The sequence below is a fragment of the Herbaspirillum sp. 1173 genome (assembly GCF_031455335.1).
Classification (GTDB): Bacteria; Pseudomonadota; Gammaproteobacteria; order Burkholderiales; family Burkholderiaceae_D; genus Herbaspirillum; species Herbaspirillum huttiense.
Map to the genome: position 1 here is coordinate 274939 of NZ_JAVDSP010000005.1, position 19767 is coordinate 294705.

Annotated in this window: 17 protein-coding genes; 11 read left to right on the forward strand and 6 right to left on the reverse strand. The window is 63.4% G+C overall.

All coding sequences use genetic code 11. The features are described from left to right. Nucleotides 1-31 precede the first annotated feature (31 nt). From J2X56_RS18005 to J2X56_RS18025, 5 genes are all read right to left on the reverse strand, one after another. A complete protein-coding gene (locus J2X56_RS18005) occupies nucleotides 32-577 on the reverse strand; it encodes a hypothetical protein (RefSeq protein ID WP_134134185.1) in 546 nt (181 codons plus the stop codon). A 20-nt stretch (nucleotides 578-597) separates the two neighbouring features. Continuing rightward, on the reverse strand, nucleotides 598-1245 hold the full coding sequence (locus tag J2X56_RS18010; RefSeq protein WP_204726781.1) for an HAD family phosphatase: 648 nt from the start codon (nucleotides 1243-1245) through the stop codon (nucleotides 598-600). A 35-nt stretch (nucleotides 1246-1280) separates the two neighbouring features. Then, nucleotides 1281-1697 (reverse strand): hypothetical protein, encoded by a 417-nt coding sequence (locus J2X56_RS18015; protein ID WP_310161418.1) that lies wholly within the window; start codon nucleotides 1695-1697, stop codon nucleotides 1281-1283. Between the two features lie 112 nt (nucleotides 1698-1809). After that, nucleotides 1810-3330, reverse strand: a complete 1521-nt coding sequence (locus J2X56_RS18020; RefSeq protein ID WP_310161420.1) for a GNAT family N-acetyltransferase — start codon at nucleotides 3328-3330, stop codon at nucleotides 1810-1812. Then, complete coding sequence (locus J2X56_RS18025; protein ID WP_199725053.1) at nucleotides 3331-4266, reverse strand: LysR family transcriptional regulator; 936 nt, start codon at nucleotides 4264-4266, stop codon at nucleotides 3331-3333. Nucleotides 4267-4359: 93 nt separating this feature from the next. Here J2X56_RS18025 and J2X56_RS18030 point away from each other — a divergent pair, with 93 nt between their 5' ends. Continuing rightward, complete coding sequence (locus J2X56_RS18030; protein ID WP_209569541.1) at nucleotides 4360-5292, forward strand: DMT family transporter; 933 nt, start codon at nucleotides 4360-4362, stop codon at nucleotides 5290-5292. 6 nt (nucleotides 5293-5298) lie between these two features. Here the strand turns inward: J2X56_RS18030 and J2X56_RS18035 are convergent, their stop codons facing one another. Next, nucleotides 5299-6717, reverse strand: a complete 1419-nt coding sequence (locus J2X56_RS18035; RefSeq protein ID WP_121041224.1) for a PLP-dependent aminotransferase family protein — start codon at nucleotides 6715-6717, stop codon at nucleotides 5299-5301. Nucleotides 6718-7053: 336 nt separating this feature from the next. Here J2X56_RS18035 and J2X56_RS18040 point away from each other — a divergent pair, with 336 nt between their 5' ends. The 10 genes from J2X56_RS18040 to J2X56_RS18085 all read left to right on the forward strand — a co-directional run bounded on the left by J2X56_RS18040 (nucleotide 7054) and on the right by J2X56_RS18085 (nucleotide 19763). Further along, on the forward strand, nucleotides 7054-8382 hold the full coding sequence (locus tag J2X56_RS18040) for an aspartate aminotransferase family protein (RefSeq protein ID WP_121041226.1): 1329 nt from the start codon (nucleotides 7054-7056) through the stop codon (nucleotides 8380-8382). Nucleotides 8383-8417: 35 nt separating this feature from the next. Next, the gene (locus J2X56_RS18045; RefSeq protein WP_121041228.1) at nucleotides 8418-9911 is read left to right on the forward strand and encodes a CoA-acylating methylmalonate-semialdehyde dehydrogenase; all 1494 of its coding nucleotides are present in this window, start codon (nucleotides 8418-8420) and stop codon (nucleotides 9909-9911) included. Nucleotides 9912-10485: 574 nt separating this feature from the next. After that, the gene (locus tag J2X56_RS18050; RefSeq protein WP_121041230.1) at nucleotides 10486-11679 is read left to right on the forward strand and encodes an ABC transporter substrate-binding protein; all 1194 of its coding nucleotides are present in this window, start codon (nucleotides 10486-10488) and stop codon (nucleotides 11677-11679) included. 80 nt (nucleotides 11680-11759) lie between these two features. Beyond that, complete coding sequence (locus J2X56_RS18055) at nucleotides 11760-12626, forward strand: branched-chain amino acid ABC transporter permease (RefSeq protein ID WP_310161426.1); 867 nt, start codon at nucleotides 11760-11762, stop codon at nucleotides 12624-12626. Nucleotides 12627-12678: 52 nt separating this feature from the next. Next, the gene (locus J2X56_RS18060; RefSeq protein ID WP_121041234.1) at nucleotides 12679-13677 is read left to right on the forward strand and encodes a branched-chain amino acid ABC transporter permease; all 999 of its coding nucleotides are present in this window, start codon (nucleotides 12679-12681) and stop codon (nucleotides 13675-13677) included. Beyond that, on the forward strand, nucleotides 13674-14441 hold the full coding sequence (locus tag J2X56_RS18065) for an ABC transporter ATP-binding protein (RefSeq protein ID WP_034340654.1): 768 nt from the start codon (nucleotides 13674-13676) through the stop codon (nucleotides 14439-14441). The genes J2X56_RS18060 and J2X56_RS18065 overlap by 4 nt, the downstream gene beginning before the upstream one ends. Next, nucleotides 14438-15142, forward strand: coding sequence for an ABC transporter ATP-binding protein (locus tag J2X56_RS18070; protein WP_034340657.1), 705 nt, complete (start codon nucleotides 14438-14440; stop codon nucleotides 15140-15142). The genes J2X56_RS18065 and J2X56_RS18070 overlap by 4 nt, the downstream gene beginning before the upstream one ends. Before the next feature lie 35 nt (nucleotides 15143-15177). Next, nucleotides 15178-16437, forward strand: a complete 1260-nt coding sequence (locus tag J2X56_RS18075) for a Zn-dependent hydrolase (RefSeq protein WP_310161431.1) — start codon at nucleotides 15178-15180, stop codon at nucleotides 16435-16437. A 37-nt stretch (nucleotides 16438-16474) separates the two neighbouring features. After that, complete coding sequence (locus J2X56_RS18080) at nucleotides 16475-17968, forward strand: M81 family metallopeptidase (RefSeq protein WP_310161434.1); 1494 nt, start codon at nucleotides 16475-16477, stop codon at nucleotides 17966-17968. Nucleotides 17969-18188: 220 nt separating this feature from the next. Next, a complete protein-coding gene (locus J2X56_RS18085; protein WP_121041242.1) occupies nucleotides 18189-19763 on the forward strand; it encodes a methyl-accepting chemotaxis protein in 1575 nt (524 codons plus the stop codon). Nucleotides 19764-19767: the final 4 nt, after the last annotated feature.

Consider the following 19767-nt stretch of genomic DNA (forward strand, 5'->3'; position numbering starts at 1 on the left):
GAAGCGTTCTTGCAGCACGCCTCCGCAGGACTCAGATGTGCGACATCGCTGCCTTGGCTGTATGGCGCAAGATGTGAACCTTGCTCTGCGCGGCCCAATGCATCGCTTTTTCCTCTATGCCCGGGGTCACGAAAAAGAAGTGGCAAGTGTGGTCCCAGCCTTCGAGGAACGCGCACTCCAGCTCCGGCGACACGACATGCCACTCACGATGTCCCAACGACTTGGCCCCGTTCGGCCTGCAGTAGTTCGTCAGCGCATCGCTTGAGTTGAAGGTGCGAAAAACGAGCCTGTCCTTTTTCCGTCCCCGCAACGCGTACGACAGCACCTCCGTCTCGGCGATCATCCTCTTGCAGAAGCTTTCCATGAGCGTATCCCTGCGCTTGCGCTCGTCGGGAGGGACCGCCTCCAGCAATTGGCAAGCTTCTTCGGGCGAGAGCCAATGGTCGAAGACTGACACCGAGATCACCTGGACTTCCGGGCCTTTCTCGTTTTCATGAACGCGCGGCAACCACGCAAAACGGGCGGCCAGTTCCTGTTGGCGATGACGAGGAACATTAAGGAGGCGACGGTGAGACATCGGTTTTCCTGAACCGCGGATCAGGCCTCGCACGGTACGCCAAGCGCACGCAATGCAGCCCGTGTACCAGTCACATCCACGTGATGAATACCCTGCCATCCCAGCGCCCGGCACCCATCGATATTCTTTTGCACATCATCAATGAAGACCAGCTCTTCGGGCTTGAGGCCCGGCAGGTGCCGTGCATAGCGCTCCAATGCGATCTGGTAGATGCGCGGCTCGGGCTTGATGCAGCGCTCCTCGCCCGAGACCACGATATCGCGGAACAGCTGCATGAAATCGTGGTGGTCGCGCGCATGCGGATAGGTTTCCGACGACCAGTTGGTGAGGCCAAATACCGGCACCTGCTGCGCATGCAGTTCGCGCAAGAGCGCTACGCCCTCCGGCAACGGGCCGCGCAGCATCTCGGTCCAGCGACCGTAGAAGGCACGGATCAGTGCTTCGTATTCGGGATGCTGCCGGACCAGATCCGCCGTCCCGTCCGCCAGCGTGCGGCCGCCGTCCTGCTGTACGTTCCAGTCGGGCGAACAGATGTGCGTGAGGAAATGGTTGCGCTGCTGCTCGTCGGCGATCAGCTGCTGATACAGGTGCTGCGGGTTCCAGTCGAAGAGCACGCCGCCGAAATCGAAGACGACGGCGCGGATGGGGCTTGGTGCAGAAAACGTCATGGTGAAAATCCTTGGCAACGGCCGGAAATGTGATGTCAAAACTCCCCTGGAACCATCAGGTCTTCGGGCAAGGGGCCCGGTACGGCAGCCAGCAATGGCTTGGGAATGAATTCCACCAAGTGCCTTTCATCAGCGGCCAGACAATCGTAAGCAAGGATGAACTGCGCCACATGCGCAAGATAATCATGCACCAGCCCGCGATAAGGTTCGCTGACTCGCTCCGGTGTGCTCCTGCCGAGTTGCTCGCACGCCCGCTGCAGGAATAAAGGAATGACGCAGTAATTCTTGCTCAGGTAGAGCGCCGTGACCTGATTCACGTGGCACACCAGCGGGTACGTCGCGCTGGACATGCGGTAGCACTGATCGGGCACAAGGCGTGGCGAATTGAGATAGTGCTGAAACTGCTTGATCGTTCGGCGAGCCTCTTTGGCTCCTTCATTCAGCGTTGGCATGGGGCTGAGTCAGCGAAAATGGATGGCCGTCATCTTATCGAAAATCACCGGCAAGGTAAGCACCGGCTTCCAAAACATCTCTCACTGCGCCTGCAGTAGTGATGAATCAGCATCAGGACAGGGAGAGTGCCCGGGCAATGAAGGCTGCTTTGGCCTGCCGATAAGCCTGCATGGGTTGTCCATCCCACTGTCTCTTGAGCTGATTGTAATCAGCTCTGAGCACCGCATCTTGCCTGAGCAGACCGAGGAAGGCATCGAACATGTCGTAAGCGCTGTCGCGGACGATCAGTTGCAGCGCAAGATCCACGGAAGACGCCACTTTGTATCCCTGGATACAGTCGTCAGATAGCTGATCGGGATTGCGGGCGAAATGCTTGTCGAGCGTGGTCCTCGCCTCCTCGAACTTGTCCGCCGTCACCTTGACGGCAAAATCCAGATCCTGCTTTCCAATCACACCTGGCACCGCCGTACTGCCGACTTCTCGCACCTCGGCATCGGGGAGCCATTCCCGAAGCCAACGCACGATGCGCACGCGTTCGCGCCGCAGGCCGCGCAGGTCCGGGGCTTGAAGACGAAAGACAGCGTCCTCTTCGGCCGTGGCCCGCTCCTCCTGCACAAGATTGAATGCTTCGTCCAAAATCTGTATCGCAGCAAACCCTTCCGCCAGCAACGGCGGCTCGAAAAGATGGAAGACGTTGGCAATCGCGTCCTCCGGTATCACTTCGTCCTTGGGGCGATTCGCGTTGCGGGCCAGCGCAGTAGCCAGGCTGACGCGCACCCATACCGCCGAGACAGGTACGCCGGCCGCCTGCGCCACACCGATCACGCGCGCACGGCGCTGCGCGGTAGCAAACGTGGCGTCGACATGAATGCACTGCTGCGGCGATGCGAGCCGTCTGCCGACCCACGTTGATTTTCCCGAGCCCTGAACGCCCATCACCATGACGAGCTCGCGGGGTGCTGCCTTGAGCGACTCTGCCAGCTCGCTGTACAGGCGCTCCCAGGCAGCGGCATTGCGTTCCATCGTGAAATGGCGCCCGGCCTCGGTCTGCAGGTAATGATCGGGATTGAAGTGGCGCCGGTCCGCCGGATTGATCAGCGAATGCAGGACATGATCCCGCCATTGGCCATCAATCTTCAGATAGTCACGCGCATGCCCTTCCTGCTGGAATCCCAGGCGCTGCAGCAGGGCCTGACTGCGCTTGTTCTCGGTGCGCGTGTTGGCCATGATGCGATGCAGGCCAAGCTGCAAAAAGACATGGCCGATGGCCTGCGACAGGGCTTCCTGCATCAGGCCCCGGCCTTGCGCTGCGTGATCGAGCGAAAAGCCGAGATGGCAGGCCTGGAAGGGGCCGCGGACGATATTGGTGAATCCGCACTCGCCCACCATGGCACCGGTCGCGTTGTCGCGCAGGACCAGGTGCAATGCGTGTCCGGCGTCCATTGCGCAGGCCATGTCGTGGATACGTTTTTCCATGCTGTCCAGGGTAAAGAAGCTGCCGGATCTTTCCGGCTCCCACGGTTTCAGGTGGAGTCTGTTGCGCACGTAGTAGGCAAGCAATTCCGGCGCATCCTGATGCGACGGTGAACTCAGGGTCAGGCGAGATGTCCGGAGCATGATCGCGGTGTCCATTCAAGCCGTCTCCTGATCCGTGGCGCGCGCCTGCAACGCCTCCACCAAATAATCAATGAGCACCCGCATCTTGGGCGCGATATGGCGCGACGCCGGAAAGAGCAAATAGGCCACGCCCTGATAGTTGCTATCGACAGTCCACTCCGGCAAAAGGCGGACGACACGCCCGGCCGCCAGGGACTCCCTGGCCACGAAGTCCGGCACACACCCCACGCCCAAGCCGGCTTCAATGGCCGCCAGACGCATTTCGCTGTGGTTGACCGCACATCGTCCAGTCACGATGATCTCTGCCGCCTGGGTGCCGGAAAGGAAACGCCAGCGATTATCGCGTTCCTCCTCCCCCAGCGTGAGGCAACTATGGCTCATCAGGTCTTCCGGGTGATGGATCGCGCCACGGCTTGCAAGATAATCCGGGCTCGCCAGCAGGCACTGGCTGACCGGCAGCAATGGCCGCGCCACCATCCCTGGCGGTGGCGTATCGGTCAGGCGGATGACCAGGTCGACACCTTCACGCAGCGGATCGACCAGCCGGTCCACCACCATCAGGTGCACATCCACGTCCGGATAGCGGGCCAGGAATTGCAGCAGCACCGGCTGCAGCAGATGGCGGGAGACGGCCTTGGGGGCGCTCATCCTGACCAGCCCCCTGGGCGTGCCGGCATGGCCTTCGGCCGCCTGCACGGTGGCGCGCGCGGCGGCCACCATCTTGCGTCCGTGCTCCAGCACGTCCAGTCCGGCCTCGGTCAGGCGCAGCTGTCGCGTGGTGCGCTGGAACAGCGCCACGCCCATCATCTTTTCCAGACGGGCCACCTGGCGGCTCACGGCCGAGGGCGTCATGCCCTGATGGCGCGCCGCTGCCGAAAAGCTGCCGGCGTCCACCACTTGCACGAACGTGACCAGCTCATGCAGTACCTCGGCCAACTCATTTGTTCTCATGCGGCACAACTCCTGTTCTTCGTTCCTGGCTAGTCAGGTCTCATCGGTCCCAAGACAATACACCAGCTCCGCCCAACGCCACGATGAGACCTCATGAACAAGACCTCCCTGCTGCACGCCCCCGCCCGTCCGCCAACCCTGCTGCGACTCAATCCTGTTGAATGGGCGCTGCTGCTGGTCGCCGTGATCTGGGGCGGCAGCTACAGCGCCGCGAAGATCGCCACGGAGCAATTGCCGGTGCTGCAGTTTCTGGTGCTGCGGTTTGGCCTGACGTTTCTCCTGCTGGCACCTGCCTTGCGCAGCATCACTTCCGTTCCCGCGTGGAAGAGATCGCTGGCGGGGGCGCTCGTGTTGGGTATGGTCCTGCTGGCCATCTTCATCTGCGAGACTGTCGGCGTCTCGTTGACGACGGCCTCCAATGCTGCCTTCCTGATCAGCCTGTGCGTCGTCTTCACACCATGGTGCGAGTGGCTGCTGCTGGGCCAGCGGCCCGAGCGTTCGGCGCTGATTGCGTGCGCACTGTCGTTTGTGGGCGCTGCCTTGCTGGCATTCCAGGATGGCATCACGCTCTCGCACCTGAGCTGGGGCGACGCGCTGATGGTGCTGGCCGCACTGCTGCGCGGCGTGATGGTGTGCCTGACACGCCGCCAGGGCCTGCGATTCGGCTTGCCCGCACTCACGCTGACGGCGGTGCAGATGGGTGTCATGACGGCGGGATCGCTGGTACTCATGGCGGTGCTGCCGGGTCAGCGCTGGATGCCCCTTCCGGCCAGCGCCTCCTTCTGGTGGGCGATGGCGTTTCTGGTCTTGCTGTGTACCATCGTGGCCTTCTTCGTACAGAACCATGCGGCCGCACGCACCAGTGCGTCACGGGTGGCCCTGCTGATGGGCAGCGAGCCGCTGTGGGGGGCGCTCATCGCGGTGGTGTGGATGAAGGAACAGATGTCCCTGCAGGGCTGGATGGGTGGCTTGCTGATCGTGGGGGCCACGGGGTGGGTGCTGCGTCCGCGTACCCATTCCACCTAGCGCAGCCTACAACCCCCGCAAAAAATCAAACAACTCCGGCACATCCGCATACCCCACATTGAAGCGGAAGCTGGTCTTGTGCGGTGCCGACAGGTGGAAGAAATCCCCCGGTGCCAGCCAGATGCCCTTCTGCCGCGCCCGGTCCGCGATCTCGCGCGCTGACAGTTCGCAGCCCTCGATGGTGGCCCAGCTGAACATGCCGCCACGCGCCGCCGTGAAGGGCGTCAGGCCCACTTCGGTGAGCTTGGCGTTCAGGGTGGACTGTGCATTGAGCAGGGTCGCATTGAGCGTCTGCACATGGCGCCGGTGATGCCCTTCGGTGAGCACGTTGTGCACCAGCCGCTCGTTGATCTCCGAATTGGTCAGCGTCAGGACCATCTTGGTATGCACGATCTGCCGCGCCAGTTCGCGCTGGCAGGCGATATAGCCCACCCGCAGCGAAGGGGCGATGGTCTTGGAATAACTGCCCACGTAGATCACCCGCTGCAGTCCATCCAGCGCAGCCAGCATGGGATCGGTGGCCTGCCCCAGTTCACGGAAGATGTCGTCCTCCACCACCCAGAAACCATAGCGCTCGGCCGTCTGCAGCACGCGCATGGCGCAGGCCGGCGTGTAGGACGTGCCGGTCGGGTTCTGCAGCACGCTGGTGGTGAAGAACATCTTGGGATGATGCTGGCGCGCCAGCGTCTCCAGCATGTCCGTGTCCACCCCGCCAGGCGTACGCGGCACGCCGATCACGTTCAAGCCCGCCAGACGCAGCATCGCAATCAGGTTGCAATAGCCGGGATCATCGATCATCACCGTATCGCCCGGCTGGGTCATGGTGCGGATGATCAGGTCCAGCGCCTGCGTGGCCCCGTGCGTGGTCAGCACCTGCTCGATGCCCAGCTCCAGCGCCCAGTGGCCGAGGAACTGCGTGATGAGCTGGCGCAGCGGGGCGTAGCCATAGGGATGGCCATAGCCGACCTGCTGTGCACCGGGCGAGCGGATGATGCGGCGCTCGGCCTGGTGCAGGCCTTCATCGTTGAGCCACTTGCCGGGCAGCCAGCCGCAGCCGGCCTTGATGGGCACGCGCTCATCGGCAAACATTTCCGAGAGCAGCCAGGCCGAGTCGATCACCGGCTCGGGCGGCACGAACACCGCACGTGCCCCGGATTGCCCGGCCCGCGCAGCCACGAAGAACCCCGCGCCGCGCCGGGCCTGCAGCATGCCGCGCGCCACCAGCTGCTCATAAGCCTCCACCACGGTGGAAGAGCCGATGTCGTGATGCTGCGCGAACTGGCGCACCGAAGGCAGGCGCTCGCCGGAGCGCAATTCGCCGGACTCGATCAGCCCGGCCAGGCCATCGGTCACCTGCTCCACCAGGCGGGCGGCTGTCTTGCGTTTCAAATCCAGTTGCAGTGGCGCGCTGGCGGGCTTGGCCATGGCGTCCTTTCTCAGAGTGTATCGGGCGGACCGGCGAGTGCATTGCTCCCGTCCACCAAAGTGTAAGCAGAAATCCTGAACTGTATTGGTCACTGTCATGCTGACTCCGAACCACCCTGATCAGGCCGAATCCCCTATAGATAAAGGGATAATCAATAACCAGGCTACGTGACCGAAGCACACGCTTCTCACCGGACGGAGCAATACAGTTTGCCCCACAGACCAATACAGTTTCCAGCGAAAATCAAAAGTGTAGCTAACAATACGGGCGCTGTCTGGCAATAATCAAGCACTCCCGATTTTTTCCAGACATTTCCCTTTTTCACGGTGCCTGCCATGTCCAGCCAAGACCAAACGCATCCCTCCGGCCTGTCGGCCTACTGGATGCCCTTCACTGCCAACCGCAACTTCAAGGCCGCGCCGCGCATGCTGGTGTCCGCCGAAGGCATGCACTACCGCGACGATGCCGGCAACAGCATCCTGGACGGCACTGCGGGCCTGTGGTGCGTGCCGCTGGGCCACGCCCATCCCAAGATCGTGTCGGCCGTGCAGAAGTCCGTGGCCACGCTGGACTACGCGCCCTCCTTCCAGCTCGGCCACCCGAGCGCCTTCGAACTGGCCGAGCGCCTCAAGGCCTATACCGGCAACCGCTTCGCCAACGTGTTCTACACCGGCTCCGGCTCGGAAGCGGTGGATACGGCCCTCAAGATCGCCCTGGCCTATCATCGCGCCAAGGGCAACGCCACTCGCACCCGCCTGATCGGCCGCGAGCGCGGCTATCACGGCGTGGGCTTCGGCGGCATGTCGGTGGGCGGCATCGGCGGCAACCGCAAGACCTTCAGCACAGCATTGCTGCCGGGCGTGGACCACCTGCCGCATACCCACAACCTGGAAAAGAACGCCTTCACCAAGGGCGAGCCGGAATACGGCGCGCACCTGGCCGATGAGCTCGAACGCCTGGTCACCCTGCACGACGCCTCCAACATCGCCGCCGTGATCGTGGAACCGGTGGCCGGCTCCACCGGCGTGCTGATCCCGCCCAAGGGATACCTGAAGCGCCTGCGCGAAATCTGCACCAAGCACGGCATCCTGTTGATCTTCGATGAAGTCATCACCGGCTTCGGCCGCCTGGGGACGCCCTTTGCGTCCGACTACTTCGATGTCGAACCGGATATCTTCACCACCGCCAAGGGCCTCACCAACGGCGTGGTGCCGATGGGCGCGGTGTTCGTGAAGAAGGAAATCCACGACGCCTTCATGAACGGTCCGGACGGCATCGAGCTGTTCCACGGCTACACCTACTCCGGCCACCCGCTGGCCTGCGCCGCCGGCCTGGCCTCGCTGGAAGTGTTCCAGACCGAAGGCGTGCTGGAAAATGCGCAAGCCGTGTCGGACTATTTCCAGGAAGCGGCGCATGCCCTGCGCGGCCTGCCGCACGTGATCGACGTGCGCACCATTGGCCTCATCGCCGGCATCGAGCTGTCCTCCATTCCCGGCCGCGTCGGTGCCCGCGCCTATGACGCCTTCGTGCGCGCCTTCAATGACGGCATCCTCATCCGCGTCACCGGCGACATCATCGCCCTGTCGCCGCCGCTGATCATCAACAAGCAGCAGATCGACGAACTGTTCGGCAAGCTGGCGGCCATCCTCAAGACCCTGGCCTGATCCCCTTCACCCAAGCAATGACGCAAGAAAGATTCATGGAAAAGATTGCACACTACATCGGCGGCAAGCGCGTCGATACCCAAAGCGGGCGCTACGCCGATGTCTTCAACCCGGCCCAGGGCGTGCCGGTGGCGCAGGTTGCGCTGGGCACGGCCGACGAGGTCGATGCGGCGGTGAAGGCCGGTGTGGCCGCCTTCCCGGCCTGGTCCAACACCCCGCCGCTGACCCGCGCGCGCGTACTGTTCCGCTTCCTGCACCTGATCCAGCAGCGCGCCGACGACTTCGCCCGCATCATCGTGCGCGAGCACGGCAAGACCTTCTCGGATGCCCAGGGTGAAGTGGCGCGCGGCATCGAGATCGTCGAGTTCGCCGCCGGTATCCCGCAGATGCTCAAGGGGGAATACACCGACCAGATCGCCCGTGGCATCGACGCCTGGTCGATGCGCCAGGCGCTGGGCGTGGTGGCCGGCATCACGCCGTTCAACTTCCCGGCCATGGTGCCGATGTGGATGTTCCCCATCGCCATTGCCTGTGGCAACTGCTTCGTGTTGAAGCCCTCCGAGCGCGATCCCTCGGCTGCGCTGCTGATCGCCGACCTGCTGCAGGAAGCCGGCCTGCCCGATGGCGTCTTCAACGTCATCCAGGGCGACAAGGTGACCGTCGATGCCCTGCTCGATCATCCGCAGGTCAAGGCCATCAGCTTCGTCGGCTCGACCCCGATTGCCGAATACATCTATGCCCGTGGCTCGGCCAAGGGCAAGCGCGTGCAAGCCCTGGGCGGTGCCAAGAACCACATGGTGGTCATGCCCGACGCCGACATGCAGCTGGCCGTGGATGCCCTGATGGGCGCGGCTTACGGCTCGGCCGGCGAGCGCTGCATGGCGATCTCGGTGGCGGTGGCCGTGGGCAGCGCCGGTGATGAACTGGTGGCCGCACTGGCCGAGCGTGCGCGCAACCTGAAGATCAACGAAGGCATGGCGGCCGGTGCCGAGATGGGTCCGGTGGTGACCGCGGCTGCCAAGGAACGCATCGAAGGCCTCATCGGCCGTGGTGTGGAAGAAGGCGCGACGCTGGTGGTGGATGGCCGTGGCTACCAGGTGCCTGGTTTTGAGAAGGGCTTCTTCGTCGGCGGCACGCTGCTCGACCATGTGACGCCCGAGATGACGGTGTACAAGGAAGAGATTTTCGGACCGGTGCTGTGCGTGCTGCGCTGCCCCGACATCGCCAGCGCAGTCGAACTGATCAATGCACATGAGTACGGCAACGGCGTGGCGGTCTATACCCGTGACGGCGGCGTGGCGCGCGAGTTCGTGCGCCAGATCGAAGTGGGCATGGTGGGGGTCAACGTGCCGCTGCCGGTGCCGATGGCCTTCAGCAGCTTCGGTGGCTGGAAGCGCAGTCTCTTCGGCGACCATCACATGTACGGACCGGAGGGCGTACGCTTCTACACCCGGGCCAAGGCAGTGATGCAGCGCTGGCCCAATACGGCAAGTGCCGGTGCGGAATTCGCGTTCCCGCAGATGAAATAAACAGGATCAACGGCATGAAATTTTCATGCCGTTTTTCTTTGGCGGGTGCGTATCATGAAGGGCCCGTCCCGCCCTGCCCAGACGGTGTTGGTGCAGAAAACGTCAGGCAAGGTGCAGAAACGATCAGCCATCCCCAGCCCGCAGGAAGTCAAATGCGGGCTTGCACCAAAAGCAGCAAACCTTAGAAAACCAGACCGTCGTGGACGACCGGTGGAGACACACCGGCAGCACGGGAGAACGGCAAACCACATTTGGAGACACGCTCTGCGGAGCGGCAGGAGGAGCCCCATGACGGCTCACGCCATGCGGCGCAAAGGCGCGCCGCAACAGCGTTTATGGCTTGTCACGTCCCGTATTGCAGCGACTGCGCAAGACGGTGCGACCCTGTTGACCCACCCTTTTCCGCCGGTTCGTGGCGGAGGATTCCACACGTCCATGCAAATCATCCCTGCCCGGCTTTCCTTAGTTTTTCGGGAAGCACGGGCATGGAACTTGCGTTGACGGGCAGTACTGCAGCATTGCGCAATTCCATGGATGTCATCTGTCAATCGTAAGCTTCGAGGGAGAAACAAGCATGATCAGCCGTCGCAATTTCCTGAAACTGTCCGCACTGGCCGCACCCGGCGCATTGAGCTATCACGATGTGTTTGCCCAGGCCGAGAGCATTGCCTTCGGCTGTCCGGTGCCGATGTCCGGCCCCTTCGCCGCCAACGGCAAGTTCGCCGACATGGGCATGAAGCTGGCCCTGCAGAAGTACGGCAAGGTACTGGGCAAGAGCACCAGCTACGTGACTCTGGACACCGAAGGCAAGCCCGCCACGGCGGTGCGCAAGATGCAGGAAACCATCGAGAAGGGCACGCGCTTCTTCGCTGGCGGCATCCTCTCCGGCGAAGCGCTGGCCATGGGCAAGGAAGCCGACAAGGCCGGCGCAGTCTTCATCACCACCGCCGGGGCCGACGAGATCACCGGCAGCGATTGCAACCGCGCCACCTTCCGCTGGTCGGTACCGACCTTCGGGGCCATCGAACAGACCGTGCGTCCGCTGCTGGAGAAGCTGCCCAATGCCAAGCGCTGGTACACCATCACGCCGCAATATGTATTCGGCGAAGGCCTGCTGTCGGCGGCCAAGAACATCTTCAAGGAAAAGGGCATCGAGCATGTGGGCAACAGCTACCACTCGCTGACCGAGAAGGAATTCTCCGGGTATCTCACCAATGCCATGGCGGCCAAGCCGGACGTGCTGCTGCTGCTCAACTTCGGTTCGCAATCCTCGGACACGCTGCGCCAGGCGGTCAGCTTCGGCATGAAGAACAACTGCACCATCCTCATGGCCTGGGCCTCGGGACTGGAACAGTTCGAGACCCTGGGGGCCGATATCTGCGATGGCGTCTACTTCGGCGCGCAGTACTGGCACGCCATCGATTCGCCCTTCAACAAAGAATTCGTCAAGCTGGTCAACGACAATCTCAAGATCGATCCCAACTACAGCCTGGCCGGTTCCTACATCTGTACCAAGATCATCCTGGACGCCATCATCAAGGCCAACAGCACCGATCCCAAGGCGGTGATCGCGGCCATGGAAGGCATGAAGTACGAGGGCCTGACCGGCACCGAGGAAATCCGCAAGGGCGACCACCAGGTCATCAAGAACTACTACCTGCTCAAGGGCAAGGCCAAGGCGAAGATGGCCAACAAGAATGACTATGCCGACATCGTTTCCTCCGGCAAGTCCTTCCTGCCGCTGGAGAAGACGCAGTGCAAGCTGTGATGGCTCTGGCTTGAGGTTCAGGGCCTGTCCTCCGCTTGCGGGGACAGGCCGCATTTGCTGCATCATCGTCACGAGGTTCCATGAACATCTATCTGCTGCAGATCGCCAATGGCGTGGGCATCGGCATGCTCTACTTCCTGCTGGCAGTGGGCTTGTCGATCGTCTTCGGCCTGCTGCGCTTCGTCAATTTCTCGCATGGCGCCTTCTTCCTGCTGGGCGCCTATCTCTGTTACGAGGCCACCAGCCGCGGTCTGGATTTCTGGTGGTCGCTCTTCATTGCCCCCGCCGCCGTGGGCCTGTTCGCCTGGGTGGTGGAGCGCTTCGTGCTGCGCCACGTGTATGCCCTGCCGCATCACTTCCACATCCTCTTCACGGTCGGCATGGCGCTGGTGATCCAGGAAGCGGTGATCTCGGTCTGGGGACCGCTGGGCAACAATGTCTCGCCGCCGGATCTGCTGCAGGGCGTGGTGATGTGGGGCGGCTTCGTCTATCCCAAGTACCGCCTCTTCGTCATCGGCCTGACCGCCGTCATGGCGCTGCTCCTGTGGTGGGTGCTGGAAGGCACGCGCCTGGGCTCGATCGTGCGGGCCGGGTCGGAATCGACCGAAATGGTCAGCCTGCTGGGCCTGAACATCCAGCGCATCTTCAGCCTGGTCTTCGCCCTGGGGGCGGCCACTGCCGGGCTGGCCGGAGCGCTGGCCGCGCCGATACGCGGGGCCGATCCCTTCATGGGCGTCGAGGCGCTGGGCATCGCCTTCGTGGTGGTGGTGGTCGGCGGGCTGGGCAGCTTCTGGGGCGCGCTCATCGGCGGCATCCTGGTCGGCATCGTGCAGAGCGTGATGAGCACGGTCTGGTCCGAAGGGGCGCACCTGATGATCTACGTGGCCAAGGCGGCGGTGATGCTGCTGCGTCCGAATGGCTTGCTGGGCCGGCCAGGCGCGGCCTGAGGCCGCATTACGTCACCTGACGCCACCTGACGTTTTCTGCACAGAGGCTTTCATGAAACAGATTGCGCATTTCCGTTACACCCTGCTGGCCGCCGCCGTGGTGCTGTTGCTGCCGCTGCTGCTGCCTTCCGGCACGCTGGCTACCGAAGTGCTGGTGTTCGCCCTGGCCGCGCTGGGCTGCAACCTGCTGCTGGGCTATACCGGCCTGATGTCCTTTGGCCAGGGCATCTTCTTTGGCGTGGGCAGCTATACCACCGGCGTGGTGCTGCTGCAATTGAAGCTCGCGCTGCTGCCCGCACTGGCCCTGGCTGCCGTGGGCGGCGCGCTGGTAGCGCTGCTGGTGGGCTGGTTCTCGATCCGCCAGCGCGGCACCTACTTCGTGATGCTCACGCTGGCCTTCGCCCAGATGTTTTATTTCCTCGCCTATACGATGAAGGACGTCACCGGCGGCGACAACGGCCTGCTGGACATCCCGCGTCCGCCGCTCTCGCTGTTCGGGATCACGCTGTTGCCGACCACTTCCTCCTGGCAGTACTACACGGTGGTGGCCATCTTGTTCGTGCTGGTGTTCTGGCTGCTGCAGCGCGTGGTCGATTCGGTACTCGGCAAGACCCTGCTGGCGGTGCGCGAGAACGAAGCGCGCGCCTCGGCGCTGGGGTATGACGTGCGGCTGCTGAAGCTGGCGGCCTTCGTCATTTCGGGCGCGGTCACTGGTCTGGCCGGTGGTCTGCACGCGATGATGACCGGCGTGGCACCGCTGTCCAACATCGAATATCACACCAGCGAAGCGATTCTCGTGATGACCGTCATCGGCGGCACCGGCAACCTGTTTGCCTCGGTGCTGGGCGCGAGCTTCTATGTGCTGGTGGGCAACTGGCTCTCCACGCTGTGGCCACGCTGGCTGATGCTGCTGGGGCTGCTGTTGATTGCGGTCAGCCTCTACATGCAGAAGGGCCTGTTCGGCCTGGCCGTGAAGTTGATCGATGCCGCGCGCGGCCGCAAGGATGACGCGGCGCAAGCCGCCACCGTGACCAAGGAGAAGCACTCATGAGCCGCCCCATCCTGCAAGCGGTCAACGTCACCAAACGCTACGGCAAGTTCACCGCCGTCAACGGCATTACGCTGGACATCGAGGCCGGCACCGTGCATTCGGTGATCGGTCCCAATGGCGCGGGCAAGACCACGCTGTTCCATACCCTGACCGGCACCACGCCCATCACCGAGGGCAGCATCCTGGTCGAGGGCGAGGAAGTGGCGCACCTGCCGGGCAATCGCCGGGTGCAGAAGGGATTGGCGCGCTCCTTCCAGGTGACCAGCCTGTTCCCCAACCTGAGCGTGCGCGAGAACCTGCGGCTGGCTGCGCAGGGGCGTTCGCCGCTGGCCGCACTCAATCCCTGGAAACGTGCCGAACAGTTCACTGCCGCCTGCACACTGGCCGATGAGCTGGTGGCGCGCCTGTCCCTGCAGGCGGTGGCGGAGCGGGCCTGTGCAGAACTTTCACATGGCCAGCAACGCAGGCTGGAGGTGGGCATGGCCATGGCCGGACGGCCCAAGGTGATCTTCCTGGACGAGCCGACCTCGGGCATGGGCATCGACGACATCGCCGAGATGAAACAGCTCATCCACGGGCTGCGTCGTGACTATACGGTGGTGCTGATCGAACACAACATGGATATCGTGATGGATATCTCGGACCGCATCACGGTGATGCAGCTGGGCCAGATCCTGGCGCAGGGCAAGCCGGCCGAGATCCGCAGCGATGAACGCGTGCGCCGGGCCTATCTCGGCAGCATGATCACGGGAGGCAAAGCATGATCCTGCAAGTGGAAGACGTTCACGGCTACTATGGCAAGAGCCACATCCTGCAGGGCGTGTCGCTGCAGGTCGATGCCGGGGAAGTGGTGACCCTGCTGGGACGCAATGGCGCGGGCAAGACCACGACCTTGAAAAGCATCGTCGGCGTGGTGCCGCCGGCGCAGGGACGCGTGCTGTTTGAAGGCCAGGTCATCAGCGGCCTGCCCTCCTACAAGATCGCGGCCCGCGGCGTGTGCCTGGTGCCGGAGCATCGCGGCATCTTCAAGCTGCTGACCGTGGAAGAGAACCTGACCATGGCCGCGCGCAAGGAATCCGCATGGGGGCTGGACGAGGTCTACACCATCTTCCCGCGCCTGAAGGAGCGCCGCAGGAATGGCGGCGGCCAGCTCTCCGGCGGCGAGCAGCAGATGCTGGCCATTGCACGCGCGCTGATGACGCATCCGCGCGTGCTGATGCTGGACGAACCGGTCGAAGGCCTGGCCCCGGTAATCGTGGACGAGATCGTGGCGCAGCTGCGGCAGATCAAGGCGACCGGGATGTCCATCATCCTGGTGGAACAGAATCTGGAAGTGTGTACGCAACTGGCTGACCGGCATTACATCGTCGAACAGGGACGCATCGTCTACAGCGGCAGCAATGCCGCCTTCCTGGCCGATGATGGCGTGAAGGACCGTTATCTGGGCGTGAATCTGGCGGCATGATGGCTGCCGCGCACCAACCCGAACAAGGACTCGATATGGACATGAAAACACAAGCCTCCACCCTGCGCATCGACGGCACGCGCCTGTGGGATTCACTGATGGAACTGGCCCGCATCGGCGGCACTGCCAAGGGCGGCGTCTGTCGCCTGGCCCTGACCGACCTCGACAAGCAGGGCCGCGACCTGGTCACGTCCTGGGCGCGCGCTGAAGGCATGAGCGTGGTGGTGGACCAGATCGGCAACATCTTCATGCGCCGCCCCGGCCGCAACAATGCGCTGCCGCCGGTGATGACGGGCTCGCACATCGATACCCAGCCCACCGGTGGCAAGTTCGACGGCAACTACGGCGTGCTCTCCGGCATCGAGGTGATCCGCACCCTGAACCAGCACAACATCCAGACCGAGGCCCCCATCGAAGTGGCGGTATGGACCAACGAAGAAGGCTCGCGCTTCGTGCCGGTGATGATGGGCTCGGGCGTGTTCTGCGGGGCCTTCACGCTGGAGCATGCCTACAACGCCACCGATATCGACGGCAAGAAGGTGCGCGACGAACTGGAACGCATCGGCTACATCGGTGAGCAGGTCTGCGGCGACCATCCCATCGGTGCGTATTACGAGGCGCACATCGAACAGGGGCCGGTGCTGGAAAATGCCGATACCGTCATCGGCGTGGTGCCGGCGGTGCTGGGGCTGTCGTGGTACGACTGTACGGTGACCGGTTTTGAATCGCATGCCGGGCCGACCCCGATGGAAATCCGCAAGGATGCGCTGCAGGTATCGACCTTCATCATGCAGGAAGTAGTGGCCATCGCCAACCGCTATCCGCCTTACGGACGCGGCACGGTGGGCCAGGTGCAGGTGATGCCCAACAGCCGCAACGTGATTCCGGGGCAGGTGAAATTTTCCATCGACCTGCGCAACGTCAGCGAGGACTCGCTCACGCGCATGCATGAAGACCTGCAGGCCTACCTGGAAGCGATGCGCAAGAAGACCGGGCTGTCCATCGAACTGGAGCGGGTGTCGTACTTCCCGCCCTGCCCCTTCCATCCGGATTGCGTGGACAACGTGCGCGCGGCCTCGGCCGCGCTGGGCTACAAGACCATGGACGTGGTCTCCGGCGCGGGACACGACGCCATCTATGCCGCACGCCTGGCACCGGCAGGCATGATCTTCGTGCCCTGCAAGGATGGGGTCTCCCACAACGAGATCGAAGATGCGCGCCCCGAGCACCTCGAAGCCGGCTGCAACGTGCTGTTGCAGGCCATGCTGGCCAGCGCGGGCGTGGTCGCCGACTGATCATTGCATGAATTTGGATTGATGCAAAAAACTGAACATGAAACCGAAAATCGTCATTGCACGCATGAATCACGAGACCAATACCTTCTCGCCGATTCCCACACCCCTTGAAGCCTTCGCCCCGCAATGGGATGCCGATGCGTATCGCGACCAGAAGGGGGCGCGCACCGCGATGGGCGCCTTCCTCGAACTGGCCGAACAGACCGGTGCCGAGATCGTCACGCCCCTGGCCGCCTGGGCCAATCCCAGCGCGGCGGTGGCGGCCGATGCCTACACGGTGATGTGCGACGCCATCGTGCGTGCCATCGAAGGTGGCTGCGATGCCATCCTGCTGGACCTGCATGGCGCCATGGTGGCCGAGAACGCCGAGGATGGCGAAGGCACGCTGCTCGAACGCATCCGCCGCATCGCGCCCGATACGCCCATGGCGGTGGCGCTGGACCTGCATGGCAACGTCACGCGAAAGATGGTCACGCATGCCGATGTGATCGTCAGCTTCAAGACCTATCCGCACATCGACATGTTCGAGACCGGCGAGCATGCCGGCCGCCTGCTGCTGGCACGGCTGCAGGGCAAGTCGCAGCCAACGATGGCCTGGCGCCAGGTACCGGTACTCTCGGCCACGCTGACCAGCAATACCTCGGCCTCGGCCATGCAGCGCGCCGTGGAAGCGGCCAAGGCGGCGGAGCAGGAAGCGGGCGTGCTGGCGGTGTCAGTGCTGGCGGGCTTCCCGCTGTCGGATTTCCGCGATGCGGGGATGTCCGTAGTGGTGGTGACCGAGAACGACACCGCACTGGCCGATGCCGTGGCCGAGCGCATCGCGCGGCAGATCTGGAATGAACGTGACGACTTCGTCTATGACAGCCTGCCGCTGGCCGAATCGCTGGCGCAGGCCCGTGCACTGAGCGAGGGACCGGGACAAGGGCCGGTGCTGCTGCTGGATCACAGCGACAACGTCATGTCGGGCGGTACTTGCAACACTATGGACGTGCTGGAAGCCGCTCTGCAGACGGGTCTCACGGGCATTGCCGTTGGCCCGGTGAGCGACCCGGAAGCGGTGGCGCAGCTGGTGCAGGCCGGGGTGGGTGCGACCGTCACGCTGGCCGTGGGCAACAAGGTGGACCTGGCTGCGCAGGGCATCAGCAAGACGCCGCCGGTTTATACCGGAAAGGTATCGGCCATCAGCGATGGCCGTTTCACCGTCACCGGGCCGATCTACACCGGCTCGACCTTGCAGATGGGGCGCAGCGTGCTGCTGGACATCGGTGCAGCGCGCATCGTCATCACTGAAGAGCGGGTCGAACCGTATGACCTCGGCGTCTTCACCAGCCTGGGCCTGGACCCGGCGCAGCAAGCCTTCGTGATCCTGAAGTCGCGCATGTATTGCCGTCCGGTCTTCGTGCCCATCAGCCGCGCGCTGGTGGAGTGCGATTCCGACAGCGGCGGCCCGACCAGCGCCAATTTCCGGCTGTTCCCGATCAAGAAGGTGCGCCGTCCGATCTATCCGCTGGATCCGGCCATGGACTGGTAACACGCACCGGGCTTGCGCTGCGGGCCGATGGGCTTTGCCGTAATACAACACCCCGGTATCGGGATATTCCCGAGTTGTGCCGTGCCGGGGAGGGCCTGTGTTAGCCTGCAAAGACAGCAAGGATGGGCTGCCCGTCCTTGCTGCCAGCGCCCGGCTCACGATCACAACAGAAAAACAGCACACCAGCCGCCGGTCGCCTCACTCAATCAGGGGAGACGGAATGAAAAACCTCAAGATCGGCGTACGCCTGGCCATCGGCTTCATTGCCTTGCTGATGTTGATGGCCGTGATGGTCGGCCTGGGCGTGTGGCGACTGGGCAATATCGGGGACGCCACCGACGAGATGACCCAGATCGCGCTGAAGAAGGAACGCGATGCCGTACAGTGGCATGCGGCCATCAAGGAAAACGGCGTGCGCACCTTCGCCGTCATGAAGAGTGATGACGATGCCTTCCAGCAATACTTCCAGAAGCAGATCGATGCGCAATCGGCCAAGATCAGCCAGCTGCAGAAGCAAGTGGAAGCGGCCATCACCGATCCCGAGGAAAAGCGTCTCTTCGCGGAAGTCGGCAAGCTGCGTGCCGCCTATCGCGATACGCGGCAAAAGATCTTCGACATCAAGACCGCCGGCGACGATGCACGCGCCCGCGAGATGACCGATACCACGCTGGTGAAGATGATGGATGAGTATGCCGACAGCGTGCTGCGCTATGCCGATTACCAGAAGAAGGTGATCGACCAGGCCGCCAGCGAGATCAACGGCGACTATCGTTCCGGCCGCAGCATGCTGCTGATGCTGGGTGCGCTGGAAATCGTGCTGGGCGCGGCACTGGCCTGGCTGCTCACGCGCAGCATCACGCGCCCGCTGAACCAGGCGGTGAGCATCGCGGAAACGGTGGCCGCAGGCGACCTCACCTCGCGCATCGAGGCCAATAGCCGGGACGAAACCGGCCAGCTGCTGGCCGCGCTCAAGTCCATGAATGGCAACCTGCAGGACATCGTGGGGCGGGTGCGTTCCGGCACCGAGACCATCAACGTCGCCTCGCGCGAGATTGCCACCGGCAACCTCGACCTGTCGGCGCGCACGGAACAGCAGGCCGGTTCGCTCGAAGAGACCGCATCGGCCATGGAACAGCTCACCTCCACCGTCAAGCAGAACGCCGACAATGCGCGCCAGGCCAATGCGCTGGCCGCATCGGCCTCACAGGTGGCCAGCCAGGGTGGTGCGGTGGTGGAGCAGGTGGTGGCGACCATGGGCGAGATCCACGCTTCGTCGCAAAAGATCGCCGACATCATCGGCGTGATCGATGGCATCGCCTTCCAGACCAACATCCTGGCCCTGAACGCCGCCGTGGAAGCGGCGCGCGCGGGGGAACAGGGACGCGGCTTTGCGGTGGTGGCCTCCGAAGTGCGCTCGCTGGCGCAGCGTTCAGCGTCGGCGGCCAAGGAGATCAAGCAGCTGATCGGGGATTCCGTGGAAAAGGTCGGCGACGGCAGCCGCCTGGTAGCCCAGGCCGGTGACACCATGCAGGAGGTGGTGCACAGCGTGGCGCGCGTGACCGAGATCGTGCGCGAGATCACGCTGGCCAGCCAGGAACAGAGCGATGGCATCGAACAGGTCAACCTGGCCATCACCCATATCGATGAAGCCACGCAGCAGAATGCGGCGCTGGTGGAAGAAGCGGCCGCGGCGGCGCGCTCCATGCAGGATCAGGCGGCCTCGCTGACCGAGGCGGTCAGCGTGTTTCGTCTCGATACCACCTTGGTAGCGGACGCGCCAGCGCGCCCTCAGTAATCGC